Consider the following 24,660-nt stretch of genomic DNA (forward strand, 5'->3'; position numbering starts at 1 on the left):
GCGTCAGGGGCGCCCCAGTCCCTTCCGTACCGCCCGCTCCACCGGTGTCGGCGATGCTTCGCCGAGATCGAGCAGACCGGTCGGATCCAGCGGTGGCTGCGCCATGAACCGAGGTACCCGGCCGCGATGCGGCTGGGCGGCGTGGACGAGGAACGGATGGCACAGGTACACGTCACCCGCTGCGCCGGTGGCGGCGACCTCGCGGCGGCCCTCACTGGCGGGGACGGCGTCCTGGCACAGCGCGAACCACTCGCGGCCTTCGTCTCCCGCATCGGCCAGCAGCGGCGGAACGTCCAGGTGCGAACCGACGCGCACCCGCGTCGGGGCATCCTCCGGGCCGACGTCGGAGAACAGGAACAGCATCAGGAGCGCCCGGCCGCGGGAGCGCAGATTCACTCGGTACTCCCCGCCGTCCCCGGCAAAACCGGCCTCCAGATGCCAGCCGTCGTCGCCGGGTTCCTCGTCGCTGGGGAACCGCAGCGGAAACGTGCCCAGGCCACCCGGTGCATTCCAGCGCCCCGCCCCCACGAGCTGGTCGTACGCCTCCTGCAGAGCCTTGGTGTTGGCCGCCTCACGAAACGGTGGAGTGGCAAACCCTCCGAGGCGAATGACCGGCTTCGTCCAGGTCGAGGGGTCGTCCGGAGCGCAGCCGCTGGCTTCCCACAACGCGGCCCGGCAGCGGTCGACCGTTGCGTGGGGCACCGCGCCGGGAAGCCGGACGAACCCCTCCTCGACGAACGCCTCGACCTCGTCTTCGGTCAACATCCGCAACGCACCCTCATCGGCTCGACAACCCAAGCAAGCAAAAGAATCACGACCGGGGAAGACGACGACAACCGATTTTTTCCTGACACCCACCAGGCCCCGCATGCACGGCAGTTGAGGCGGTCGAGGGATTGTCAGTGGCAGCGCTTACCGTCGAGACATGACAGATCTCTACACCGTGTCCATCACGGCCGTCGAGGAGCGGACCCTCCGCGCGAGGGTGCATCTCATCAACCCCGATGCCGCATACGTCTCGGAGAAGGCCACCTTCCCGCTTGCCCTCCTGCTGGACGCCTGGTTCGTCCTGTCGAAGGGATTTCTGCACAACGAGGCCTCCCGTGGCGGCAGGGGCGACCGCCTCCCGATACCCGAGGAGGAGGCCGGGCGGATCGTCGCGGGCATGCGGCTGAAGGGCGAGTTCCAGGAGCTCCACGACCTCGCCGTCGGCAAGGAGATCCAGCTCAGCGCGACCGAATTCACTTCGAGTCCCCCGGACCGGGCGGAATTCGCCCGACGCGCGGCCGGCATCGTGACCTCGTACGAGGTCGGCCGGATCCAAGGCCTGCCGCTCTACAGCGAAGTGGCGGCGATGGAGGACGCGTACGACCCCTGGCATCCGGGCGAGCGCGAGGAGCTCGCGGAGATCCACGACGAGGTGGATCCGGACTACGAGCGCGCCTGGACCCTGATACGGACCCGCCCCTTCAGCCAGTGGCCCTCCGCGGACATCGCCGCGACGGTGCGGGACGCGGGCTATCTGGAGCACATGGTGAGCGGCATGCGGTGGTCCACGGCCCACGCGGGCTAAGGCCTGTCCGGGGGCGTGCCCTTCGACGGCGCTTGCGCCCCACAACGCCGCCGGGGCGGCACCCCTCCGAAGAAGGGTGCCGCCCCGACGAACGTCTGGACGTGTGGTCCGGGAGGACCAGCAGTCTGATCCGTTGGATCAGAAGTCCATGTCACCGCCCGGCATGCCGCCGCCGGCGGGGGCAGCGCCCGCCTTCTCCGGCTTGTCGGCGATGACGGCCTCGGTGGTGAGGAACAGCGCGGCGATGGAGGCGGCGTTCTGCAGCGCAGAGCGGGTCACCTTCGCCGGGTCGAGGATGCCCTCGGCGATCATGTCGACGTACTCGCCGGTGGCGGCGTTCAGACCGTGGCCGACGGCCAGGTTGCGCACCTTCTCCACGACGACGCCACCCTCGAGACCACCGTTGACGGCGATCTGCTTGAGCGGGGCCTCCAGGGCGAGCTTCACGGCGTTGGCGCCGGTCGCCTCGTCACCGTCGAGCTCGAGCTTCTCGAAGACCGCGGAGGCCTGGAGCAGGGCGACGCCACCGCCGGCGACGATGCCCTCCTCGACGGCCGCCTTCGCGTTGCGAACGGCGTCCTCGATGCGGTGCTTGCGCTCCTTGAGCTCGACCTCGGTCGCGGCACCGGCCTTGATGACCGCAACACCGCCGGCGAGCTTCGCCAGGCGCTCCTGCAGCTTCTCGCGGTCGTAGTCGCTGTCCGAGTTCTCGATCTCGGCGCGGATCTGGTTGACCCGACCCTGAACCTGGTCGCTGTCGCCGGCACCGTCGACGATGGTGGTCTCGTCCTTGGTGATGACGACCTTGCGGGCACGGCCGAGCAGGTCGAGACCGGCGTTCTCCAGCTTGAGGCCGACCTCCTCGGAGATGACGGTGCCACCGGTGAGGATGGCGATGTCGCCGAGCATGGCCTTGCGGCGGTCACCGAAGCCCGGGGCCTTGACGGCAACGGACTTGAAGGTGCCACGGATCTTGTTGACGACCAGGGTCGACAGGGCCTCGCCCTCGACGTCCTCGGCGATGATCAGCAGCGGCTTGCCGGACTGCATGACCTTCTCGAGCAGCGGAAGGAGGTCCTTCACGTTGCCGATCTTGGAGTTGACGATCAGGATGTACGGGTCGTCGAGCGACGCCTCCATACGCTCCATGTCGGTGGCGAAGTACGCCGAGATGTAGCCCTTGTCGAAGCGCATACCCTCGGTGAGCTCCAGCTCCAGACCGAAGGTCTGGGACTCCTCGACGGTGATGACGCCTTCCTTGCCGACCTTGTCCATCGCCTCGGCGATGAGCTCGCCGATCTGGGTGTCGGCGGCGGAGATGGAGGCGGTCGAAGCGATCTGCTCCTTGGTCTCCACGTCCTTGGCCTGCTCGAGCAGGGCGGCGGAGACGGCCTCGACGGCCTTCTCGATGCCGCGCTTGAGGGCCATCGGGTTGGCACCGGCGGCCACGTTGCGCAGACCCTCGCGCACCAGGGCCTGGGCCAGGACGGTCGCGGTCGTCGTGCCGTCACCGGCGACGTCGTCCGTCTTCTTCGCGACCTCCTTGACCAGCTCGGCGCCGATCTTCTCGTACGGGTCCTCGAGCTCGATCTCCTTGGCGATGGAAACACCATCGTTGGTGATCGTGGGGGCGCCCCACTTCTTCTCGAGGACGACGTTGCGGCCCTTGGGGCCGAGGGTGACCTTGACGGCGTCGGCGAGCTGGTTCATCCCGCGCTCGAGACCGCGCCGTGCCTCCTCGTCGAACGCGATGATCTTGGCCATGTGAAGTGGTCCTCCCGGACATCGGGGTGGATTGCTCCGGACCGCGCTGGCGCCCGCGACGGACGGCCTGCATGCCGTGTGGTTCCTTGCCCCACCCGGCCTGCGGGCCTCACCGACCCGATCCTTGGTTATCACTCTCACCCGGAGAGTGCTAACGCCAATGATTAGCACTCGACCCCCTCGAGTGCAAGCGTGCAGGGTGGGCCGCCCGCTACGCATACAAGAAGGTCCGCACCCCTCCAGGGGTGCGGACCTTCCCTACGCTGCAGTCGGTCGGCGCCTCAGCCGGCCACCCGGACCATGTCCGCCTGCGGCCCCTTCTGGCCCTGCGAGATCTCGAACTCGACCCGCTGGCCCTCCTCAAGGGTGCGGTAGCCGTCCATCTGGATCGCGCTGTAGTGGACGAATACATCCGCACCACCGTCGACCGCGATGAAGCCGTACCCCTTCTCCGCGTTGAACCACTTGACGGTGCCCTGAGCCATGCCTAACTCCCCTATTACTGGCCCTTGCGCAGGACCGCACTCCGCGGACCCGGGTCAGACCTCACCCCGCGAAAGGCCCGTGGGGTGTGCGCCGGAACGCGTCGACCGCCGCTGAATGTATCTGCACCAATGCCCAGCGCAACAGGTCAATCGGACGAGAATTCCGACGCCGAAGAATCGGCAATTATGCGGTGAAGTCCCCTTACGCCAGGGCAAGTCGGGCCGGGCATAGCTCACGTATCCGACAAATGCTGCACACACTTCGGGCACAACTCATCGCGATCACATATGCGTTGGGCACGCGCGCGGGGTCGTACGAGGGTCATACGCGAGTTGTACGAGGGCTCATACGAAGAAGATCGCCCCCATGGTATCGCCTTTCGGAACATGGAATTGCCCCATCCGCTTTTGGGCGGATGGGGCAATTCTCGTCACTCAAGCCGATAGATGGCGCAATTTGGCCCCCGGCGGCAATGCGGCAGCCGTTCAGCAGCCGCCGGCCACCGCCGGAATGATGGAGACGCCCGCGCCGTCCGGCGTCGGCGTCTCCAGGCCCTGCTCGAAGCGGACGTCGTCGTCGTTGACGTAGACGTTCACGAAACGGCGCAGCTTGCCCGCGTCGTCCAGCACGCGGGCCGCGATCCCGGTGTGGTTCTTCTCCAGGTCGGAGATCACCTCGGCGAGGGTCGCGCCCTCGGCGACGACCTCGGCCTCACCGCCGGTGTACGTGCGGAGGATGGTGGGGATGCGGACCTTGACGCTCATGGGTTCTGCCTTCCAGCGACTACGGGTGCGAGTTCAGGAGGTACGGGTACGGATCCGGGGCTCAGCCGGCCAGGCCGGCCGCGCGGAACGCGTCCAGGTCGGGCCGGATGGTGGCCGTGGGCCCGGAAGCGACGGCGTCAAGCGTCTTGAGGCCGTCACCGGTGTTCAGGACGACGGTGGTCAGGGCCGGGTCGAGCAGACCGTCCTCGATGAGCTTCTTGGTGACACCGACGGTCACCCCGCCCGCGGTCTCCGCGAAGATCCCTTCCGTCCGCGCCAGCAGCTTGATGGCGTCCACGACCTGCTCGTCGTTGACATCCTCCACCGCGCCGCCCGTACGACGCGCGATGTCGAGGACATAGGGCCCGTCGGCCGGGTTGCCGATGGCCAGCGACTTGGCGATGGTGTTCGGCTTCTGGGGGCGTACGACGTCGTGCCCGGCCTTGAAGGCCGTCGACACCGGCGAGCAGCCCTCCGCCTGGGCACCGAAGATCTTGTACGGCTTGTCCTCGACCAGGCCGAGGGCGATCAGCTCCTTCAGCCCCTTGTCGATCTTCGTGAGCTGGGAGCCGGAGGCGATCGGAATCACGATCTGGTCCGGCAGGGTCCACCCCAGCTGCTCGCAGATCTCGTACGCGAGGGTCTTGGAACCCTCCCCGTAGTAGGGGCGCAGGTTGACGTTCACAAAGCCCCAGCCCTCGCCGATCGGGTCGCCGATGAGCTCCGAGCAGAAGCGGTTGACGTCGTCGTAGTTGCCCTCGATGCCGACCAGGTCGCCGCCGTAGACCGCGGCCATGACGACCTTGCCGGCCTCCAGGTCGTGCGGGATGAAGACGCAGGACTTCAGGCCCGCCCGGCGGGCCGCGGCGCCGACCGCGCCGGCGAGGTTGCCGGTGGAGGAGCAGGACAGGGTGGTGAAGCCGAAGGCGCGGGCGGCCTCGACGGCGATCGCGACGACGCGGTCCTTGAAGGAGTGCGTCGGGTTGCCGGAGTCGTCCTTGACGTACAGACCGCCGGTGACGCCCAGCTCGGCGGCGAGGCGGTCGGCCTTGACCAGCTTGGTGAAACCGGGGTTGAGGTTCGGCTTGTCGGCCACATCGGCGGGGACGGGCAGCAGCGGGGCGTAGCGCCAGATGTTGTCGGGTCCGGCCTCGATCCGCTTCCTCAGGCCCTCGGGGTCGCCGGTCGGCAGGTCGTAGGCCACTTCGAGCGGCCCGAAACATTCCTGGCACGCGAAGATCGGACCGAGCGCAAAGCGCTGCCCGCACTCGCGGCAGGAGAGTCCGACGGCCGGGCCCAGGGCGACGGTGGGGGTGTTTGCGGCGGTTTCGGTAACTTGCACAGCCATGGAGGCGAGGCCCTTTCTCCTCATCTTCCTCGCGACGCATCTCGCCACGAGACGGATTTGGCACCTTCCCTAGCCGGGAGCCTCGCGCGCGGCAGCTAGCTGCTGCGACGGAGACCGGCTGGAGGGTTGCCGGGGCTTCAACGGGCCGTATCCCTCTGCCCCTCTGGATGAGCGGTATGGCGCTGGGCCGAAACCCAGGCGTTTGTGGCGGTGACCCCGACATGCGACGGTCATCCGCGTTGTTCAAGACTGTAACCGAAGGCACTGACGGTTGAGATAGTCGTCCGAACCGCGAGATGGATCACAAATGGATCACCCACGGGTCGTCGATCCGGCGGCCACCGAGGAGTCGTAGACGTGCTGGAAGAGGTGGAGCGCTGGCTCAGCAGCCGCTCCTGGTCGGCGGCCGACCGTCCGCTCGGGCGGCTGCTGGAGGCCAAGCGCCAGACGGGCCGTACGGTCAGCGTCGTGCTGCCCGCGCTCGACGAGGAAGCCACCGTCGGCGCGATCGTCGCGGCGATCCGCAGGGACCTGATGACCGATTCCGTCCCTCTGGTGGACGAGCTGGTGGTGCTGGATTCCGGCTCCACCGACCGTACCGCAGAGGTCGCGGCGGCGGCCGGCGCCAAGGTCGTCCACCGGGACAGCGTCCTTCCCCGCCTTCCCGCCGTCCCCGGCAAGGGCGAGGTCCTGTGGCGCTCCCTGCTCGCCACCACCGGCGACATCGTCTGCTTCATCGACGCCGACCTGCGCGAATTCTCGTCCACCTTCGTCTCCGGCATCGTCGGCCCGCTGCTGACCGACCCCGACATCCACTTCGTCAAGGCGATGTACGACCGCCCCCTGGAGACGGGTGGCGAAGGCGCCGGCCCTGGCCAGGGCGGCCGCGTCACGGAGCTGGTCGCCCGTCCGCTGCTCAATCTCCACTGGCCCCAGCTGGCGGGTTTCGTCCAGCCGCTGGGGGGCGAGTACGCGGCCCGCCGCTCCCTCCTGGAACGCCTGCCGTTCCCGGTCGGCTACGGCGTCGAGCTCGGCCTGCTGGTCGACGCCCTGCACACGGTCGGCCTGGACGCCCTCGCCCAGGTGGACGTGGGCGTACGCAGACACCGCCACCAGGACGGCCGGGCGCTCGGCCGGATGGCCGCCGCCATCTACCGCACCGCTCAGCTCCGTCTCACCCGCGGCCATCTGATCCGTCCCCGCCTCACCCAGTTCGAACGCGGCGAGAACGGCTTCGTGGCACGCACCACGGACGTGGACACCGAGGAGCGGCCCCCGATGGCCGAAATACCGGAGTACGCGGAGCGCCGGGCGGCCTGACCGGATCCACGTCGGCTGGTTTCCGTACGTTTGCGCGGATCGCCAGCCGGTTAATGTCGCGGCATGGTCTCCGAGAAGGGCTCCGTGCCCAGTGCGGTCCAGCCGGTTGCCGAGGTTCTCCTCGCGTCCAATCGTGGTCCGGTGTCGTACGCCGTCGCGGAAGACGGCGCGCTGACGGCCAAGCGGGGCGGCGGCGGGCTGGTGTCCGGGCTGTCGGCCATCGGTCCGGACACGGACGCGGTGTGGGTGTGCGCGGCGCTCGGGGAGGGCGACCGGGAGGCCGTACGGCGGACCGGGGGCGCACTGGATCCGGCGGACACCGGCGGGCAGCGGATCCGGATGCTGGATATTCCGGCGGATGTGCATGCGGACGCCTACAACGGAATTGCCAATTCCGTGCTGTGGTTCGTCCATCACATGCTGTATCAGACGCCGCTCGAGCCGGCCTTCGACACGGAATTCCGGGCGCAATGGGCGTCGTACGAGGCGTACAACGCCGCCTTCGCGGAGGCGCTGGCCGAGGCCGCGGCGCCCGGGGCCGCCGTCCTCGTACAGGACTATCACCTGGCGCTGGTACCCGGAATGCTCCGCGAAACCCGCCCCGACCTGCGGATCGCGCATTTCTCGCATACGCCGTGGGCGCCCGCGGAGTACTTTGCGATGCTGCCCGACGACATTCAGCAGAAGCTCGCCATGGGCATTCTCGGCGCGGACCGGGCGAATTTCCTGACCCACCGGTGGGCGCAGGCGTTCATGGACTGCTGCCGGCAGGCGCTGGGAACGGCCTGCACTGCGGAACGGCCGCGGGACGAGACGCCATCGCTCGTCACCTTCCCGCCCGGGCTCAAGGCGCGCCGGACCTGGATCGGGGTGCACGGGCTCGGCGCCGACGCGGAATTCCTCCGGGAGCGGGCCCACCGGCCGGATGTGGAGGAACGGCTGGCGGCGCTGCGCGAGCAGATCGGCGGGAGCGACCGGCGGACCATCGTGCGGGTCGACCGCACCGAGCTGTCGAAGAACATCGTGCGGGGGCTGCTCGCCTACCGCCGGCTGCTGGCCGACCGGCCCGAATGGCGCGAGCGGGTGGTGCACCTCGCCTTCGCCTATCCCTCGCGCCAGGACCTGGCCGTCTACCGCGACTACACCGCGCAGGTCGGGCGGCTGGCCGAGGAGATCAACGCCGAGTACGGGACGGACGGCTGGCAGCCGGTGGTGCTGCACGTCAAGGACGACTTCGCGCGGTCGCTCGCCGCGTACCGGCTGGCGGATGTGGCGCTGGTCAATCCGATCCGGGACGGCATGAATCTGGTCGCCAAGGAGATGCCGGTGGTCTCCGAGCGCGGCTGCGCGCTGGTGCTCTCCCGGGAGGCGGGCGCCTACCAGGAGCTGGGCGAGGACGCGATCGGCGTCAATCCGTACGACATCACGGCCACGGCGGCGGCGCTGCACGAGGCGCTGTCCATGGACGACGGCGAGCGGCGCGCGCGCTGCGAGCGGCTCGTCGCGGCCGCCACCGCGCTGCCGCCGGCCCAGTGGTTCCTGGACCAGCTGCGCGCGTTGCAGGAGTGAGCGGGGCTCAGTTCCCGGACAGGTGGTCCGCCAGGGCGCCGAGGAGGCCGATCACCCCCGTCGGCCCGTCCACCACCAGGTCGGCCCGCTCCGCGAGTTCGGTGACCTCGTTGCTGCCGCTGCAGACCAGGACGCCGGTGAGGCCTTCGGAGCGGAGCTTTTCCACGGCGGCGAAGGCGGCCAGATCGCCGAGGTCGTCGCCGGCGTACAGGACGGTGGCGGCGCCGGTTTCGTGGATCCAGTCGGCCAGGGCCACGCCCTTGTCCATGCCCGGCGGGCGGAGTTCCAGGACGAAGCGGCCCGGTTCGACGATCAGGCCGTGGCGTTCGGCGAGCGCGGCGAGCGGCCCGCGGAGCCGGTCGAAGGCGCCCTGAGGGTCGGCCGCGCGGCGGGTGTGGACGGCGATGGCACGGCCGCCCTTGGTCTCGATGGCGGTCTCCACCCAGGTGCCGCGCCAGACGCCGGAGGCGTCCAGTACGCCGGGGAGTTCGGCCTGTATGGCGGCGATGCCGGGGTGTGGCGCAGGGGCGTGGACGGTGCCGGTGGCCGCTTCCCAGCGCTCGGCGCCGTAGTGGCCGAGGACGGTGAGGTGGTCGAGGCCGGGGACGGAGGCGAAGCCGCCGAGGCGGACCGCGACGACGGCCGGGCGGCCGGTGATCACGGCGGCGGCGCGCAGGTGCGGTACGAGGCGGCCCAGGGCGGCGGTGGCGCCGGGGTGGGCGCGGGCCTGTTCCGGGTCGGGGACGATGTCGGCGAGGGTGCCGTCGTAGTCGAGGGCGATGACGGCGCGTTCGGGACGGGAGAGGAGAGCGGCGAGGCCTTCGCGGCCGGCCGGGGTCTGCGGCGTCGGGAGGGAGTGCGGCGCGTTCGGGGGGCTGCCCATGGCGCCGACCCTACCGGCGGGGTGCGGGCGCATGCCGGGTGTACGGGGGCACGGGCCGGGGGGAAGGCGGGCCGGGGGTCAGCGGCGGGCGCGGCGGGCGTCGCGTATCCGGCGCAGGCGGTTGATGGTGACCGGGTCGTGGGCGAGCGCGCGGGGGTCGTCCAACAGGGCGTTCAGGAGCTGGTAGTAGCGGGTCGGGGAGATGCCGAGCCGCTCGCGGACGACGCGCTCCTTGGCGCCGGGGCCGGGCCAGGAGCGGCGCTCGACGGCGAGCACCGCTTCGTCCTGGGCGGAGAGCGGGGCGGCGGCCGGGCCCTCGGGGTCCGTAGGGTCACCGGCGGCCGAGCCGTCCGGGGTGTCCGTGCCCCCGCGCCCGCCCGCCCTGTCCGCGCCGCCCGTCATCACGTTTCCACGATAAGCCCACGGTCGGACAACGCCCGGCCGAACGCCCCCGCGGCCGCGGTCGCCGCTACTCGTACTCGGCGGCGTTGTCGGCCGAGTCCGCCGTGTTCTGGATGTCGGAGAGTACGGCGGACGGGTTGCCGTCGGGCCCGACGGCGGCGCCCATCTTGGCCTTGAGGGTCTTGGAGACCAGCGGCCAGGAAATCTTGTCGGCCGGGTAGAACTCGGCGGTGCCGAGCTGCTGGAGGAAGCCGTGCAGCTTGCTGTACCTGTCGTCCTCCAACATCGCCTGGGTGGCGGAGGCGGTGACCGGGAGCAGTCCGTACGTGCTGGAGAACTTCAGGACGTTCTTCCGGCTGTAGACGAAGTCGAGGAACTTGCCGGCCTGCGTGTGGTGGCCGTTCTGCTTGAAGGCCGTCATCCAGTCGGCGACGCCCATGGTGGCCTTGGCCTTGCCGTGGATGCCGGGAAGTTCGGTGGTGCCGTAGTCGATGCCCTTGGCGGCGGCCTGCTTCATCAGGGTGGGGTGGCCGTTGAGCATCCCCACGCTGCCGTCGGCGAAGCCCTGGAAGGCGTCGGCGCGGTTGAGGTCGGCGGGGTCGCCGCCGGTCAGGCCCTTGCCGACGAGGTCCTTCTGGACCCACTCGAAGGTCTTGACGTTCTCCGGCGAGTCGATCGTGTACTTGCCGATGCTGTCTGTGTAGCCGCCGCCACCGCTGAGCATCCACATCAGCGTCTCGGCCTGGGTCTCCTCGGGGCCGAGCGGGAGCGCGAAGGGCGTCCTGACGCCGTGGTTCTTCAGCAGCCGGGCGTCGCGGGCGATGTCGTCCCAGGTCTTCGGGGGGTCGGTGATGCCCGCTTCCGCGAACAGCTTCTTGTTGTAGAAGAGGCGGCGGGTGCTGGCTCCGAAGGGCATGCCGTACTGGACGCGGTGGTATTCGCCGGCGTCCGCGAGGGCGGGGGTGAAGTCGGCCTCGGTGGGCACCGAGAGCAGATCGTCGACGCTGTACAGCTGGTCGTGGGCGGCGTAGTCGGCGTACGCGCCTATCTGCGCCAGGTCGGGGGCCTTGCCCGCCTTGACCAGGTCCTCGACCTTCTTGTCGACGTCCGTCCAGCTGTAGACCTCGACGTCGACCTTGATGTCGGGGTTCTTCTTCTCGAACTCGCGGGTGAGGTCGTCCCAGTAATGCTGGGAACTGTTGGACTCGCTGTCGCCGTAGTCGGCCGCGATGAGCTTGAGTGTGACTTCGCCGTCGCCCGAGCCGCTGCCGCAGCCGGTGAGGGTGAGGGTCATGACGGTGGCAATTCCCGTCGCCGCCAGGCTCAAGTACCGCCGCTGCACCTTTGTTTACCGCCCTTGTCCCGAAATCTGTGCCTGCCGGGTCCATCTCGGTGTCGGGGGTCACCCTCCACCGGCATGAACTGCGAGTTTTACCCGCGCTTCTCCATAAGGTCTACACCACCGGAAGCTTCGCTTCGATATCGCCCTTGGCACGCGGAGATCACGGGACCGGGCGCCGACCAGGCCAAACAGGCGCAAGAACTCACGGATACGGTGAGTGGACTAGACCTTTTATGTCGGATCGCGCAAAACTGTTGCCGTGAGAAACGTCATCGCCCTGGATGTGGGCGGCACCGGAATGAAAGCCGCCCTCGTAGGGGCGGACGGCACCGTGCTGTACGAAGCGCGGCGCCCCACCGGCCGTGAGCGCGGGGCCGACGCGGTCATCGAGACCATCCTCGCCTTCGCCGCCGAGCTGCAGGCACTCGGCCGGGCGCGGTTCGGCGCCCCGGCGGCGGCCGCCGGCGTCGCCGTCCCCGGCACCGTTGACGAGGCGTCAGGCACCGCCGTCTATTCCGCCAACCTCGACTGGCGGGACGTCCCGATGCGTGCCCTGCTGTCCGAGCGGCTCGGCGGGGTGCCGGTCGCGCTCGGCCACGACGTACGCACCGGCGGCCTGGCCGAGGGCCGGATCGGCGCCGGCAAGGATGCCGACCGGTTCCTGTTCGTTCCCCTCGGTACGGGCATCGCGGGCGCCATCGGCATCGGCGGCCGGATCGAGGCGGGCGCACACGGCAGCGCCGGCGAGATCGGCCACATCGTCGTACGGCCGGGCGGGCGGGAGTGCGCCTGCGGGCAGCGCGGCTGCCTGGAGACGCTGGCCTCGGCCGCCGCGGTCGGCCGCGACTGGGCGGCGGCCTGCGGCGATCCCCAGGCCGGCGCGGCGGACGCGGCCAAGGCCGTGGCGGCGGGAGACGAACGCGCCCTCGCCGTCTGGCACAACGCCGTGGACGCCCTCGCCGACGGCCTGGTCACCGCCCTCACCCTGCTCGACCCGCAGATGCTGATCATCGGCGGCGGGCTCGCCGAGGCGGGCGACACGCTGTTCGTGCCTCTGCGGGAAGCCGTCCGACGGCGCGTTACGTTCCAGCCGCTCCCCTCGATCGTTCCGGCGGCCCTCGGGGACGCGGCCGGGTGCCTGGGCGCAGGACTGCTCGCCTGGGATCTTCTCTCCACGGAGGTAACCGCCTGATGGCAATGCAACGTTCCTCGGGACGGCCCTCGGCGCCCCGGCGCACCGTCCTGGCCGGCGCCCGTGTCGCCCGGTCGGCCGGAGTGGCCGACCGCGGCCGGATCACTATCGAGGGCGGCCGGATCACCGACATCCGCAGCCGCGACGTCGATGCGAACGGCCCCCTCCCCGACAGCCGGGACACCGAGGTCGTCGACCTCCCGGGCCACCTCATCGTCCCCGGCTTCGTCGATATGCACCTCCACGGCGGAGGCGGCGGTTCCTTCTCCTCCGCCGACGCCGAGGAATGCCTGCGGGTCATCGACACCCACCGGCGGCACGGCACCACCTCGATGGCCGCCTCCACCGTCACCGGCACCCTGGACGACCTCGCCCGGCAGGCCGCGGTACTCGCCGAGCTCGTCCAGCAGGGCGAGCTGGCCGGCATCCACTTCGAGGGCCCGTTCATCTCCCCCGGCCGCTGCGGCGCCCACCAGCCCGACCTGCTGCGCGACCCCGACCCGACCGCGGTCCGCAAGCTGATCGACGCCGCGCACGGCACCGCCCGGATGATGACCGTCGCCCCCGAGCTGCCCGGCGGCCTGGAGTCCGTACGGATGCTCAGCGACGCCGGCATCGTCGCGGCCGTCGGCCACACCGACGCCTCCTACGACGCCACCCGCGAGGCCATCGCCGCGGGCGCGACCGTGGCCACCCACCTCTTCAACGCGATGCCCGGCCTCGGCCACCGCGCGCCCGGCCCGATCGCGGCCCTCCTGGAGGACGAGCGGATCACCGTCGAGCTGATCAACGACGGCACCCATCTGCACCCCGCGATCCTCCAGATGGCCTTCCGGGACGCCGGCGCCGAGCGCGTCGCGTTCATCACGGACGCGATGGGCGCGGCCGGGATGAACGACGGGATGTATCCGCTCGGTCCGATGCAGGTCGAGGTCAAGGACGGCGTCGCCCGGATCAGCGAGGGGCCGACGGCCGGCTCGATCGCCGGGTCCACCCTCACCCTGGACCGCGCCTTCAAGCGGGCCGTCACCGTCGACGACCTGACCGTGGATCAGGCCGTGCAGGCACTTTCGGCCAACCCGGCGCGACTGCTCGGCATCGACGACCGGGTGGGTTCCCTGGCGGTCGGCAAGGACGCCGACCTGGTGGTGCTGGATGCCGGATACGACCTGGTGGGCGTGATGCGCCAGGGCGCCTGGCTGGTGCGTCCCGAAGGCATCTGACCAACCCGCGGCGGACGCCGCACCAACGGGCGGTGACCGGTCCTCGACCCCCTGGGGGCCGGTTCCCCGCCGCACACTGCCCTACCCGGGTCTGGGCCAACCACCATCGGCGATGGCATGATCGCTCGCGCACTTGTCCGCATGCCACCGCCGAACGCGGTTGCCCGACCTTGGGCCGTACTACGGCCAACGACTGCCCGGCCAACGGCTGCCGCCCACCGGCACAGCCGTCCGAGCACGGCGCGGGAGGGGGAACCATGATCCTCACGGTCACGCTGAACGCCGCCCTGGACCTCACCTATCGTCTGCCCCGGCTCCGCACGCACACCACGAACCGCGTCACCGAGGTCGCCGAACGCCCCGGCGGCAAGGGCCTGAACGTCGCCCGCGTCCTGGCCGCGCTGGGCCACCGTACGGTCGCCACCGGCTTCGCGGGTGGCGGCACCGGAGCGGCGCTGCGCGACCTGCTCACCCAGGAGAGCGAGGTCACCGACGCCCTGGTGCCGGTCGGCGGCGCCACCCGCCGCACCATCGCCGTCGTCGACGGGACCACCGGCGACACCACCCAGCTCAACGAGCCGGGCCCGACCGTCTCCCCCGCCGAATGGGATGCCTTCCTCGGCACCTACCGCGAACTCCTCGGCGACGCACGAGCGGTGGCCCTCTGCGGGAGCCTGCCCCCGGGCGTCCCCGTCGACGTCTACGCCCGGCTCACCCGCGCCGCCCGTGCCGCCGGGGTGCCGGTCCTGCTCGACACCAGCGGCGAACCGCTGCGCCGCGGCCTGGCCGCCCGCCCCGACCTCGCCAAGCCCAACGCCGACGAACTCGCCGCCCTCACCGGCAGCACCGAACCGCTGCGCGCCGCCCGCGACGCCCGCCGCCGGGGCGCCCATGCGGTGGCCGCCTCACTGGGCGCCAAGGGGATACTCGCGGTCACTTCAGACGGCACCTGGCAGGCCGCCCCGCCGCGGCACATCGCCGGCAACCCGACCGGCGCCGGCGACTCGGCCGTGGCCGGTCTGCTCTCGGGCCTGGTGGAGGACCTGCCATGGCCGGAGCGGCTCACCCGCGCGGTGGCCCTGTCGGCCGCAACCGTACGGGCCGCGGCCGCGGGCGAGTTCGATCCGGCGACATACGAGGAACTGCTGCCTCGGGTCGTGGTGACGGATCATTCGGCGGCGGCGTGAACCGGACGTTTCACGTGAAACACCGGCGCTGGAGCGCGAGTTACTTCTTCTTGCCCGGCTGCGCCAGCCAGACCTTGTCGAGGTTGACCTCGCACTGATTGCCGGTCTCGCAGGACAACTTGACCGTGTTGGTGCCCTTGTTGAGGGTCACCAGCGACCAGGACCGGGTCCAGCCCTTGTCCCAGGCGCCTTCCGGAGCGTGCGCGAAGTTGTCCATGCTGATCGGCCGGGGATCGGCCTTGCTGTTCACGGTCATCGTGAGGTTGGCGTCCTTGCCGGGCACGCCGTATCCCACCCACAGCTTGTACGGGCCGGCCTTGTCGACGTCCACGGTCCAAGTGGCCGATGCGCCAGGGGTGTTCATGCCCGCGACGTAGGTGCCGTTCGCCGAGCGGGCGCCGGGCACGTCCTTGGCGGTGGTGGCGCCGCCGTCGAGCCGCAGGCTGCCCGCGTCCTGCTTGGGGAGCTCACCGGGAGCGGGCTTGGCCGTGGGCTCCTTGCTGGGAGCCACCGATGCGCCGGCCGTCGGGCCCGTCTTGTCCGCGGTGTTGTCCTTGTCCTTGTTGCCATTGGTGAGCATCGCGACGCCGATGCCTATGCACACCACCGCGACCACCGCGACCGCCCCGATCAGCAGCCCGTTACGGCGGCGGGGTTCCTGGCCGTAGCCCTGGGCCGGGACGGAACGCGTCCGCTCGCTGCCGGGCAGGGTCTCGGGCGCGGCGTAGTGCGCGTTCCGGTTTCCGTACGCCTGCTGCTGGGTCTGCTGGGCGCCGTACTGCCGCTCGCCGACCGCACGCACCTGGTTGTAGGAGGTTCTCGGAACCCCCGGCTGCCGCGCCGCCCCGCCGCCGGCCGCCGAGCCCGGTGCGCCACCCTCGCCGCCTTCCGCGCGGTAGAGGTAGCCGAACGGGTCGTCGTTCTCCGGCGTGTCCGCGCCGTTGTTGCCGGCCGTCATTCCGTGTCACTCCCAAGCGATGTGTACGCGTCTGTCTGCGTCGCTACGCGTTCGCGTCATCTGCGCGAACTGTCTCTTTCGGGCCCCCGTCGGCAGCGCGCCGCATCGGCGCAGCCTACCCCTTCGGGGCCAGGCCACACCGTGCTCCGAAGGCCACAAGATCGCTACAGAACGGTGAACGGCTGGTGGGCCGGGGTGGAATGCGATGAGTGTGAGATACGCGGCATTCCACGGCGGGGCACAGCTCCGGGGCGGCTCGGTCACGTACCACTCGCCGCTCCCGCTGCTTGCCGGCTGCCCCTTGCCTCTTGTCGGTTGCCGCCTGCCGCGGATCAGCCCGCCCGGCGGTTCGCCTTCGACCGGGACCGCTTCTCGACGTACATCCGCTGGTCGGCGGAGGCCAGGACCTCCTCGGCGGTCATTCCGCAGCTCGCCCAGCCGATGCCGAAGCTGGCGCCGACCCGCACCGCCCGGCCGTCGACCCGGATCGGCGGAATGATCGCGTTCCGCAGCCGCACGGCGAGATCCTGGGCGTCGGCCGTGCCCAGACCGTCCGCGAGCACCACGAATTCGTCGCCGCCGAGCCGGGCGACCGTATCGCCGTCCCGGACGCCGCTGGTCAGCCGGCGGGCGACCTCGATCAGCACCGCGTCGCCCGTGTGGTGCCCGAAGCGGTCATTGATCGACTTGAAGCCGTCGAGGTCGCAGAAGAGGACCGCCAGCCCCTTGGAACCGTCGTCCTCCGCGCCCTCCGGGGGCGCAACCGTGTGGACATGGTGGTCGTAGCCGACCGAACCGCCGCCGAACGGCTCCTTGCCGTCCGCCCGGAAGGCATGCGGATCGCCCGGGTCCGCCGCGACGGTGGCCGAGGAGGCGTAGGCATCGGCCTCCGAACCCGGCGGGCGGGAGCACAGCCGGGCGCCGAGCCGGGCCCGCAGCTCGGCGCTGTTGGGCAGGCCGGTCAGCGAGTCGTGACTGGCGCGGTGCGCGAGCTGGAGCTCGTGCCGCTTGCGCTCCTCTATGTCCTCGACGTGGGTCAGCAGAAAACGCGGCCCGTCGGCGGTGTCGGCGACCACAGAGTTGCGCAGCGAGACCCACACATAGGTCCCGTCGCGCCGGGCCAGCCGCAGCTCGGCCCGGCCGCCCTCGGCCGAGGTGCGCAGCAGTGTCCCGATGTCCTCGGGGTGGACGAGATCGGAGAAGGAGTAGCGGCGCATCGCGGAGGCCGGCCGCCCCAGCAACCGGCACAGCGCATCATTCGTGCGGAGCAGCCGTCCGTGCTGGTCACCGCCCATTTCGGCGACGGCCATCCCGCTCGGCGCGTACTCGAAGGCCTGCCGGAAGCTTTCCTCGCTGGCGCGCAGGGCCTGCTGCTCGCGCTCCAGGCGGACCAGCGCGCGCTGCATATTGGCCCGCAGCCGGGCGTTGCTGATCGCGATGGCGGCCTGGAACGCGTACATCTGCAGCGCCTCCTGCCCCCACGCGCCGGGGCGCCGGCCGTTGCGCGGCCGGTCGACGGAGATCACGCCGAGCAGCTCGCCGCCGCCATTGGCCGCGGCGTACATCGGCGCGAACAGGCGGTCCATGGGATGCCACTCGTCGGGAAACCGCGGCGCGGGCCCCGCCGTGTGCCACTGCGGGACATCGTCGTCGTCCAGCACCCAGCCCTCGGTGTACGGGATGAAGCACAGGTCGCCCCAGCGTTCGCCCATCGACAGCCGACGGTCCCAGGACGACCGGGAGCCGACCCGCCCGGCCATCAGCGCCTCGGCGCCCGCGCTGCCGGCCACCGCGGCGACGACGAGATCGCCGTCCGGACGGACGAGATTGACCGCCGACAACTCATAGCCGAGCCCGGCTATCGCGCCGTCGGCAACCGACTGCAAGGTGTCCGCAAGGCTGCGTGCGGTGTTCAGTTCGGCGACCACTTGGTGCAGCTGCCGCAGGGTCGCAAGACGGACGTATGGCTCCGACTCGGTCTCCATCGCTCGCTCTCCCTGAGACCTCGACAGCAACTCCAGAATTATTCGATCGCCCGATTCCACGCTCTTTCTTGGCTCACTGAATCACAGTGAGCTGTTCACTCGGTACACAGGGTCAACAATTAGCGCGCGCTGTGACTCAAGTCACAAGCCATGAAGGCGCGTTCACCACCCCCAAGAGGGCCTGATGAGAGCGCCGCGGCGCCCTTTCCTACGCGACGCCCGCCCTTCCTGAACGCAAATTCGGGCACGCCCCGCCCCTCCCGCCACTCGAACACCGCTCCCGTCGCTCGGGCACCCCCTCCTCACCGCGGCCCCGCCATGCCGCCGAGGGGCCTCCGTCGCCCGACCTAGGACGTGCGTGGTCCCGGGGCCCGATGCGGCGCCGGGTCGGGCGACGTTAGCGTTCATGGCGTGTTCACGAAAACCCCCGCCGATGCCGCAGCCGCCGGACCCGCCATCCCTGCCGCACCCGCCGTCGTCGCCCTGGCGTCCGCGCCGGGCGACGCGCCGATCCCGCATGCTGTGGGGGTGAGTGACGACGAGTTCCGCGCCGCCCTGTCCCACCTCGCCGCCGGCGTGGTGCTGATCACCGCCCACGACCCGGACGACGGGCCGCGCGGCGAGGACGTCGGCATGACCGCCACCGCATTCGTTTCCGTATCCCTCGAACCGCCGCTGGTGATGGTGAGCGTTCGCAACGACTCCCGGATGGACGATCTGCTGGCGCACCAGCCGCTGTGGGCGGTCTCGGTGCTGGCGGACAGCCAGCGGCAGATTGCCGGTCGATTCGCGATGAAGGGCCGCATCAGCGACCGGCTGCTCTTCGCGGACATCCCGTATGTGCGGGGTGAAGCGGCCGACGCGCCGCTCATCGGCGGAGCCCTCGCGACCCTGGAGTGCCGCACCGAGGAGCGCGTGGTGGCCGGCGATCACACGCTCGTCATCGGACGCGTACTGGCGGCGTCGGCACCGGGCGAGGGCGCGGGACCCCTCACGTACTTCCGCGGCAAGTACCGGCACTTGGGCTGAGCGAGTGCCACCGCTTGGGCTGAGTCGGGAACGGCCCTCTCCGCTCAGCTCGACCCGCCTCCGCCACACCACGCACAACAGAGCATGAGACGCCCACGGGAATCAACTACGCTCCGTAATTATTGCCGGAGTGCTCAGCCCCAATCGCGACCCGTGCGGCCGCGCTTGGTCTCGCCGCGCTGCTTCTTCTCGCGCAGCCGTCGCTCGTTGATGCCACGCGGAATCCGCGACTTGCGGCGCGGCTTGGGCGGTGGGGCGGTGGCCTGGGCGAGCAGCGACGCCAGCCGGACGGCCGCGGTCTCGCGGTTGCGCCACTGGGAGCGGTGGTCGGAGGCCCGCACGGACAGCACCCCGTCGACCAGGCGACCCGCCAGGCGCTCCAGGGCGCGCTCCTTCCACACCTCGGGCAGCACCTGCGTCTTGGCGAGGTCGAAGCGCAGCTCCACTTGGCTGTCGCTGGTGTTGACGTGCTGGCCGCCGGGACCGGAGGACCGCGAGAAACGCCATACGAGCTCGGCCTCTGGAAGGACGACCGAACCGCGGATGACATAGGGCCCGGACATGCTTCCTATGATCCCGTGCTTTCCCGGGCCCCGTCACCCGCTTTTCGGCTCCCCTCGCAGGACGTCCACATCAGGATTCGGCAAAGTAAGTAAAGCCAGCTGGAACCTCGTGGTCCCCTGACGGCGTTGTGGTGGGTGACGGTAACTTCGTCCGCAGTACGAAGCCCGACGCTTCGACGAGTCGACAAAGGAAAGGGACATCCCATGGCTGTAAGCCTGTCCAAGGGCGGCAACGTCTCCCTCACCAAGGAGGCACCGGGCCTGACCGCCGTCACGGTCGGCCTCGGCTGGGACGTCCGCACCACCACCGGCACGGACTTCGACCTGGACGCCAGCGCGATCGCGGTCAACCCGAGCGGCAAGGTCTTCTCGGACCAGCACTTCGTCTTCTTCAACAACAAGGCGACGCCGGACCAGACCATCGTGCACACCGGTGACAACGTCACCGGCCAGGGCGAGGGCGACGACGAGCAGATCAACGTCAACCTGGCCGGCCTGCCGGCCGACATCGAGAAGATCGTCTTCCCGGTCTCGATCTACGACGCGGAGAACCGCAGCCAGAACTTCGGCCAGGTCCGCAACGCCTTCATCCGCATCGTCAACCAGGCCGGCGGCGCCGAGATCGCCCGCTACGACCTGAGCGAGGACGCCGCGACCGAGACCGCCATGGTCTTCGGCGAGCTGTACCGCAACGGCGCGGAGTGGAAGTTCCGCGCGGTGGGCCAGGGCTACGCCTCGGGCCTGGTGGGCATTGCGCAGGACTTCGGCGTCAACGTCTGAGAACGCAGGTCGATGCAGGTCATCGGTGCCGATAGGCACCGGTAGGCGCTGCTGGCAGAGGGTCGGTTCCCGTTCGGGGGCCGGCCCTCTGTGCGTTGTGCGGCGCGTTCACGGCACGTGGCACGCGGCAGTCTCAGGCGACCGCTTCGTGTGGCGCTTCGCGTGGCGCGTCGGGTGGTGCGGCCAGCGCCGCTACCTCGTCGAGCGAGAGGCCGAGCGCGCCGGCCAGCGCGGCGACCGTGAAGAACGCCGGGGTCGGCGCCCGGCCGGTCTCGATCTTGCGCAGCGTCTCGGCGGACAGCCCCGACGCCGCCGCGACCTCGACCATGCTGCGCTCGCCGCGCGCCGTACGGAGCAGCGCGCCCAGCCGTTCGCCGCGCTCGCGCTCCCAAGGGGTCAGTGGGGTTCGCACCATGCCCGTGATACTAATACCGGTAAACAAATACCGGTATTAGTTTACCGGTCCGCGTGGGTTCACCGGCGTGCGCGTCGGCCGGTGCGCGCGTGGATCGGTGCGCTGGATGTCGGCGTGACAAGCACGGAGGTCGTACTCATGGTGGAGATCAAGACGGATGCCTCGCTGGATGCGATGCGAGTGGCCGGGCGGGTGGTCGCCGATGCGCTGGCGGCGGCGCGCGCGGCGGCCGCGCCCGGCGTGCGGCTGCTCGAACTGGACGAGGTCGCCCGTACGGTGCTGCGCGAGGCGGGGGCCACCTCGCCGTTCCTCGGCTATCGCCCCTCGTTCGCCGCCACCCCGTTCCCGGCCGTCCTCTGCACGTCCGTCAACGACGCGATCGTGCACGGCGTCCCGGACTCCTCGCGGCTGCGGGACGGCGACCTGGTGAGCCTCGACTGCGGCGCGGTGGTGGACGGCTGGGCGGGCGACGCGGCCGTCAGTTTCACCGTCGGCGCGCCCCGCCCCGAGGACGTACGGCTGATGGAAACCACCGAGCGGGCGCTGGCGGCGGGCATCGCGGCGGCCGTGGTGGGCGCCCGGATCGGTGATATCTCGCATGCCATCGGGAGCGTCGGACGGGCGGCCGGCTACGGCATCCCCGACGACTTCGGCGGCCATGGCATCGGCCGCGCCATGCACGAGGACCCGCCGGTCCCCAACGACGGCCGCCCCGGCCGCGGCTTCGTCCTCCGCCACGGCCTCGTGCTCGCCATCGAGCCGATGCTGCTCTCCGGCGGCAGCGGCGCGTATTACGTGGCCGACGACGGCTGGACGCTGCGGACCTCGGACGGGGGCCGCGCCGCGCACTTCGAGCACACCGTCGCGATCACGGAGGACGGGCCGCGGGTGCTGACGCTGCAGTAGGGCGGCCGGGGAGCCGTGGCCGCAGCCGTATCCGTAGGGGAACCGCGGCGGTGGGGAGCCGCGGCGGTAAAGGAGCCGGGCCGCCGTGGGGCGGCCCGGGTCCGGTCTCTGCGGGGCGGCCGCCCGGGGCGCGGCTACTTGCCGAGCGCCTGCGCGCCGGCCTGTGCGAACTGCTCGTCCGTGGCGCCGCTGGGGGCACCCGCGACCCCGATCCCGGCGACCGGCGCGCCCTCCGACTGCACCGGGGCGCCGCCCGCCAGGAACAGGGTGCCCGGGATGTCCTTGAGCGTGGGCGCCTGGTCGAGGCGCTTGACCAGCTCGGACGTGGGGGCGTTCCAGGAGACGGCGGTGTACGCCTTCTTCGCCGCCGACTCGTACGACTGCGGACCGGCGCCGTCGCCCCGCAGCTGGACGAGCGTGTTGCCGTTGCGGTCCACGACGGCGACCGAGATCTTCTGGCCCGCCTTCTCCGCGGCGTCCACGGCGGCCTGCGCGGCCTTGGTGGCGGCGGCGAGGGTGAGGTGGGTGGTGCGGGTGAGGTTCTTGGTGTCGGCGCTGCCGGCCGCGGCGGGGGCGGCGCTCGGCGCCGGGGCGGCGGACGCGGACACGGCGCCGAAGGCGCCCGCACCGGCCAGCACGGCGGCGACGGCGGCACCGGCGACGAGCCGGTTGCGGCGGGACATCTTCCGGGGCTGGTTCTCGGTGTGCTTCGGCATGGTCGGGGCTCCTTCGGGACGGGACCGGAGTTCGGCGGTATGCCTTAATCCTCGGAGCGGACGGGGCGCTCCCGGGTCGACGTACCGGCTGCCGTCGCCGTGCATGATGGGGGATACCGGTGTCAGCCGATCGGTTGATGCGGGACGCTCTCCGCCCGGGTTACGACTACGGGAGACCGTTACGGGAGAGCCCCACTAGGAGATCCAGACCCCGTGCACCCCCCGCATCCCACCCAGCAGCCCGCGCCGCCGGACCCGAACCCCGACGCCCGCTGGCTGGGCCCCGTCATGCACACGGCGTTCTTCCTGCTCCTGGCGGCCTCGCTCGCCCGCTTCCTGCTCCGGCACCCCGGCGAACCCCGCACCCCCTGGATCATCGCCCTCAGCATCGCCCTCGGCCTCCTCTACGTCCTCGGCCCGGCACTGGGACCGCGTACGGACGGCGAGCGCCGCCCCACCGCGCGCCGCCTGCTCTGGCTCGGCGCGGTCGTCGCCATCTGGGTCGTCCTGGTCCTGCTCGCGCCGAGCTTCGCCTGGTGCGCGGTACCGCTCTTCTATACGGGGCTGCGCACCCTGCCCGCGGGCGCCGCGTCGCTGCTCGTCGGCGTGCTCACTGCGTTCGTCGTCGTGGCGCAACTGCGGCTGTCGACCGCATTCGACCCGAATCTGCTGCTCGCGCCGCCCGCCGTCGCCGCCCTCGCCACCGCCGTCTTCGTCCATATGGAACGCCAGGCCGCCCGGCAGCGCGCGCTGATCGACGATCTGCTCCGTACCCGGCGCGAACTGGCCGCCACGGAACGGCGCGAGGGCACGCTCGCCGAGCGGCAGCGACTGTCGATGGAGATCCACGACACGCTCGCCCAGGGGCTGTCGAGCCAGCAGATGCTGTTGCAGGCGGCCGAGCGCACCTGGGACGCGGCCCCGGGCACCGCTCGCGGCCATGTCCGTACGGCCACCGAGATCACCGCCCGCAATCTGGCCGAGGCCCGTCGCTTCGTGCACGACCTCGCCCCCGCGGACCTCGCCGACGGCGCCTCGCTGCCCGAGGCCCTGCGCGGACTCGCCACCCGGACCGGCGAGTCGGCCTCCGGGGCCGGCGCCGCCGCGCCCCTCCGCGTACGCCTCCATCTGGACGGCACCCCCGCGCCGCTCCCCGACCGGGTGCAGTCCGCCCTGCTGCGCATCGCCCAGGGCGCCCTCGCCAACGTCCGCGAGCACGCCGGGGCGACCACCGCCGCGGTGACCCTCACCTACCTCGGCGACCAGGTCGTCCTGGACATCGCCGACGACGGGCGCGGCTTCACCCCCACCGATCCGGCCGCGCCCGCAACCGGCCGCGAGCGAGGCCACGGGCTGCCCGCGATGCATGCCCGGGTGCGCCAGCTCGGCGGCACCCTCACCATCGAGTCCGCGCCGGGCGAGGGCACCGTCCTGTCCGCCGCCGTCCCCCTGGAGCACGCCCCATGACCAGCCCCGCCGCGCCCGAACCCGGCCCCGAGTCGGAGTCCGGGTCCGAGTCCGAGTCCGAGTCCGAGTCCGAGTCCGAGTCCGTACGCATCCTGCTCTGCGACGACCACGCCGTCGTACGCGCCGGACTGCTCGCCCTGCTCAGCAGCGCGCCCGGTATCGAGGTCGTCGGCGAGGCCGGGAACGGCGAGGAAGCCGTGGCAACGGCCGCCAAGCTCCGGCCCGACGTGGTCCTGATGGATCTGCAGCTGGGCTCCGGCATCGACGGCATCGAGGCCACCCGCCGCATCACCCGTCTCGGCCCCGCCCCCCATGTCCTGGTCCTGACCACCTACGACACCGACGCCGACATCACCCGCGCCATCGAGGCCGGCGCCACCGGCTACCTCCTCAAGGCCGAACGGCCCGACGAACTCTTCGCCGCCATCCGTGCCGCCGCCCAGGGCCGCAGCACGCTCTCCGCGCCGGTCGCCCATCGCGTACTGGCCCAGATGCGCAGCCCCCGCCCCACGCTCACCGACCGCGAGCGCGACATCCTCGGCCAGCTCGCGCGGGGCCTGGGCAACCGCGAGATCGCCCGCGCGCTGTTCATCAGCGAGGCCACCGTCAAGACGCACCTGGGCCGCATCTACGACAAGCTCGGCGTGGACACGCGCGCGGGCGCGGTCGCGGTCGCCAAGGAGCAGCGACTGCTGCCCTGAGCGCGTACCACGCCCTTGCGGCGTTGCGGCGTTGCCGACCGGTGAAGCACCGTCCTCCCGACCGGATGGCCGTCACCGGCCTTCGGT

Annotated in this window: 24 protein-coding genes and 1 riboswitch; of the genes, 11 read left to right on the forward strand and 13 right to left on the reverse strand. The window is 71.1% G+C overall.

Annotation, left to right across the window (positions count from 1 at the left end; translation table 11 throughout):
• Nucleotides 1-3: 3 nt before the first annotated feature.
• Nucleotides 4-765, reverse strand: a complete 762-nt coding sequence (locus ACIGWZ_RS14180) for a phytanoyl-CoA dioxygenase family protein (RefSeq protein WP_400064449.1) — start codon at nt 763-765, stop codon at nt 4-6.
• A 160-nt stretch (nt 766-925) separates the two neighbouring features.
• Here ACIGWZ_RS14180 and ACIGWZ_RS14185 point away from each other — a divergent pair, with 160 nt between their 5' ends.
• The gene (locus ACIGWZ_RS14185) at nt 926-1,573 is read left to right on the forward strand and encodes a hypothetical protein (RefSeq protein WP_400064161.1); all 648 of its coding nucleotides are present in this window, start codon (nt 926-928) and stop codon (nt 1,571-1,573) included.
• Between the two features lie 138 nt (nt 1,574-1,711).
• Here the strand turns inward: ACIGWZ_RS14185 and groL are convergent, their stop codons facing one another.
• From groL to thrC, 4 genes are all read right to left on the reverse strand, one after another.
• A complete protein-coding gene (groL, locus tag ACIGWZ_RS14190; protein ID WP_255978595.1) occupies nt 1,712-3,337 on the reverse strand; it encodes a chaperonin GroEL in 1,626 nt (541 codons plus the stop codon).
• A gap of 281 nt (nt 3,338-3,618) precedes the next feature.
• Nucleotides 3,619-3,822, reverse strand: a complete 204-nt coding sequence (locus ACIGWZ_RS14195) for a cold-shock protein (RefSeq protein ID WP_003986833.1) — start codon at nt 3,820-3,822, stop codon at nt 3,619-3,621.
• Nucleotides 3,823-4,308: 486 nt separating this feature from the next.
• A complete protein-coding gene (locus ACIGWZ_RS14200; protein WP_400064163.1) occupies nt 4,309-4,587 on the reverse strand; it encodes a MoaD/ThiS family protein in 279 nt (92 codons plus the stop codon).
• Between the two features lie 61 nt (nt 4,588-4,648).
• Nucleotides 4,649-5,935 carry a threonine synthase gene (gene thrC / locus ACIGWZ_RS14205; protein WP_400064165.1) on the reverse strand — a complete coding sequence of 429 codons (1,287 nt, stop codon included), beginning with the start codon at nt 5,933-5,935 and terminating at the stop codon, nt 4,649-4,651.
• A gap of 17 nt (nt 5,936-5,952) precedes the next feature.
• Nucleotides 5,953-6,109: riboswitch (SAM riboswitch) on the reverse strand.
• Nucleotides 6,110-6,292: 183 nt separating this feature from the next.
• On the opposite strand from thrC, the gene ACIGWZ_RS14210 reads away from it, so the two are divergent.
• Nucleotides 6,293-7,255, forward strand: a complete 963-nt coding sequence (locus tag ACIGWZ_RS14210; protein ID WP_400064166.1) for a glucosyl-3-phosphoglycerate synthase — start codon at nt 6,293-6,295, stop codon at nt 7,253-7,255.
• Between the two features lie 63 nt (nt 7,256-7,318).
• The gene (locus ACIGWZ_RS14215) at nt 7,319-8,824 is read left to right on the forward strand and encodes a trehalose-6-phosphate synthase (protein ID WP_400064167.1); all 1,506 of its coding nucleotides are present in this window, start codon (nt 7,319-7,321) and stop codon (nt 8,822-8,824) included.
• 7 nt (nt 8,825-8,831) lie between these two features.
• Here ACIGWZ_RS14215 and otsB read toward each other — a convergent pair whose 3' ends face one another.
• The 3 genes from otsB to ACIGWZ_RS14230 all read right to left on the reverse strand — a co-directional run bounded on the left by otsB (nt 8,832) and on the right by ACIGWZ_RS14230 (nt 11,403).
• The gene (otsB, locus tag ACIGWZ_RS14220; protein ID WP_400064169.1) at nt 8,832-9,707 is read right to left on the reverse strand and encodes a trehalose-phosphatase; all 876 of its coding nucleotides are present in this window, start codon (nt 9,705-9,707) and stop codon (nt 8,832-8,834) included.
• A gap of 78 nt (nt 9,708-9,785) precedes the next feature.
• Entirely contained in the window at nt 9,786-10,109 is a 324-nt protein-coding gene (locus ACIGWZ_RS14225; RefSeq protein ID WP_400064451.1) for a DUF3263 domain-containing protein, read from the reverse strand.
• 67 nt (nt 10,110-10,176) lie between these two features.
• Complete coding sequence (locus tag ACIGWZ_RS14230) at nt 10,177-11,403, reverse strand: extracellular solute-binding protein (protein WP_400064171.1); 1,227 nt, start codon at nt 11,401-11,403, stop codon at nt 10,177-10,179.
• Between the two features lie 307 nt (nt 11,404-11,710).
• Between ACIGWZ_RS14230 and ACIGWZ_RS14235 the strand changes: the two genes are divergently transcribed.
• The 3 genes from ACIGWZ_RS14235 (at nt 11,711) to ACIGWZ_RS14245 (ending at nt 15,053) form a co-directional block, all read left to right on the forward strand.
• On the forward strand, nt 11,711-12,643 hold the full coding sequence (locus tag ACIGWZ_RS14235; RefSeq protein ID WP_400064173.1) for an ROK family protein: 933 nt from the start codon (nt 11,711-11,713) through the stop codon (nt 12,641-12,643).
• On the forward strand, nt 12,643-13,866 hold the full coding sequence (nagA, locus tag ACIGWZ_RS14240) for an N-acetylglucosamine-6-phosphate deacetylase (RefSeq protein WP_400064175.1): 1,224 nt from the start codon (nt 12,643-12,645) through the stop codon (nt 13,864-13,866). The genes ACIGWZ_RS14235 and nagA overlap by 1 nt, the downstream gene beginning before the upstream one ends.
• A 257-nt stretch (nt 13,867-14,123) precedes the next feature.
• A complete protein-coding gene (locus ACIGWZ_RS14245) occupies nt 14,124-15,053 on the forward strand; it encodes a 1-phosphofructokinase family hexose kinase (RefSeq protein ID WP_400064177.1) in 930 nt (309 codons plus the stop codon).
• 40 nt (nt 15,054-15,093) lie between these two features.
• Here the strand turns inward: ACIGWZ_RS14245 and ACIGWZ_RS14250 are convergent, their stop codons facing one another.
• Both ACIGWZ_RS14250 and cdgB read right to left on the reverse strand, forming a co-directional pair.
• Nucleotides 15,094-16,011 carry a carbohydrate-binding protein gene (locus ACIGWZ_RS14250; protein ID WP_400064179.1) on the reverse strand — a complete coding sequence of 306 codons (918 nt, stop codon included), beginning with the start codon at nt 16,009-16,011 and terminating at the stop codon, nt 15,094-15,096.
• A gap of 332 nt (nt 16,012-16,343) precedes the next feature.
• Nucleotides 16,344-17,996 (reverse strand): diguanylate cyclase CdgB, encoded by a 1,653-nt coding sequence (cdgB, locus tag ACIGWZ_RS14255; protein WP_400064181.1) that lies wholly within the window; start codon nt 17,994-17,996, stop codon nt 16,344-16,346.
• A gap of 411 nt (nt 17,997-18,407) precedes the next feature.
• On the opposite strand from cdgB, the gene ACIGWZ_RS14260 reads away from it, so the two are divergent.
• The gene (locus ACIGWZ_RS14260; RefSeq protein ID WP_400064183.1) at nt 18,408-19,025 is read left to right on the forward strand and encodes a flavin reductase family protein; all 618 of its coding nucleotides are present in this window, start codon (nt 18,408-18,410) and stop codon (nt 19,023-19,025) included.
• A 134-nt stretch (nt 19,026-19,159) separates the two neighbouring features.
• Here the strand turns inward: ACIGWZ_RS14260 and arfB are convergent, their stop codons facing one another.
• Complete coding sequence (gene arfB, locus ACIGWZ_RS14265) at nt 19,160-19,588, reverse strand: alternative ribosome rescue aminoacyl-tRNA hydrolase ArfB (protein ID WP_400064185.1); 429 nt, start codon at nt 19,586-19,588, stop codon at nt 19,160-19,162.
• A gap of 204 nt (nt 19,589-19,792) precedes the next feature.
• Here arfB and ACIGWZ_RS14270 point away from each other — a divergent pair, with 204 nt between their 5' ends.
• Nucleotides 19,793-20,368 (forward strand): TerD family protein, encoded by a 576-nt coding sequence (locus ACIGWZ_RS14270; RefSeq protein WP_400064187.1) that lies wholly within the window; start codon nt 19,793-19,795, stop codon nt 20,366-20,368.
• A 133-nt stretch (nt 20,369-20,501) separates the two neighbouring features.
• Here the strand turns inward: ACIGWZ_RS14270 and ACIGWZ_RS14275 are convergent, their stop codons facing one another.
• Complete coding sequence (locus ACIGWZ_RS14275) at nt 20,502-20,783, reverse strand: helix-turn-helix domain-containing protein (RefSeq protein WP_400064189.1); 282 nt, start codon at nt 20,781-20,783, stop codon at nt 20,502-20,504.
• Between the two features lie 138 nt (nt 20,784-20,921).
• Here ACIGWZ_RS14275 and map point away from each other — a divergent pair, with 138 nt between their 5' ends.
• Nucleotides 20,922-21,689 (forward strand): type I methionyl aminopeptidase, encoded by a 768-nt coding sequence (map, locus tag ACIGWZ_RS14280; RefSeq protein WP_400064453.1) that lies wholly within the window; start codon nt 20,922-20,924, stop codon nt 21,687-21,689.
• Between the two features lie 134 nt (nt 21,690-21,823).
• On the opposite strand, the gene ACIGWZ_RS14285 is transcribed toward map, so the two are convergent.
• Complete coding sequence (locus ACIGWZ_RS14285; protein WP_400064191.1) at nt 21,824-22,405, reverse strand: heme-binding protein; 582 nt, start codon at nt 22,403-22,405, stop codon at nt 21,824-21,826.
• A gap of 288 nt (nt 22,406-22,693) precedes the next feature.
• On the opposite strand from ACIGWZ_RS14285, the gene ACIGWZ_RS14290 reads away from it, so the two are divergent.
• Both ACIGWZ_RS14290 and ACIGWZ_RS14295 read left to right on the forward strand, forming a co-directional pair.
• Entirely contained in the window at nt 22,694-23,872 is a 1,179-nt protein-coding gene (locus tag ACIGWZ_RS14290) for a sensor histidine kinase (RefSeq protein ID WP_400064455.1), read from the forward strand.
• Nucleotides 23,869-24,573: a response regulator gene (locus ACIGWZ_RS14295; RefSeq protein WP_400064192.1), complete on the forward strand. Its 705-nt coding sequence runs from the start codon at nt 23,869-23,871 to the stop codon at nt 24,571-24,573. The genes ACIGWZ_RS14290 and ACIGWZ_RS14295 overlap by 4 nt, the downstream gene beginning before the upstream one ends.
• The last annotated feature ends 87 nt before the right edge of the window (nt 24,574-24,660 follow it).

Origin of the sequence: Streptomyces sp. NPDC053427, from assembly GCF_044544985.1 — a bacterium.
Taxonomy (GTDB): domain Bacteria; phylum Actinomycetota; class Actinomycetes; order Streptomycetales; family Streptomycetaceae; genus Streptomyces.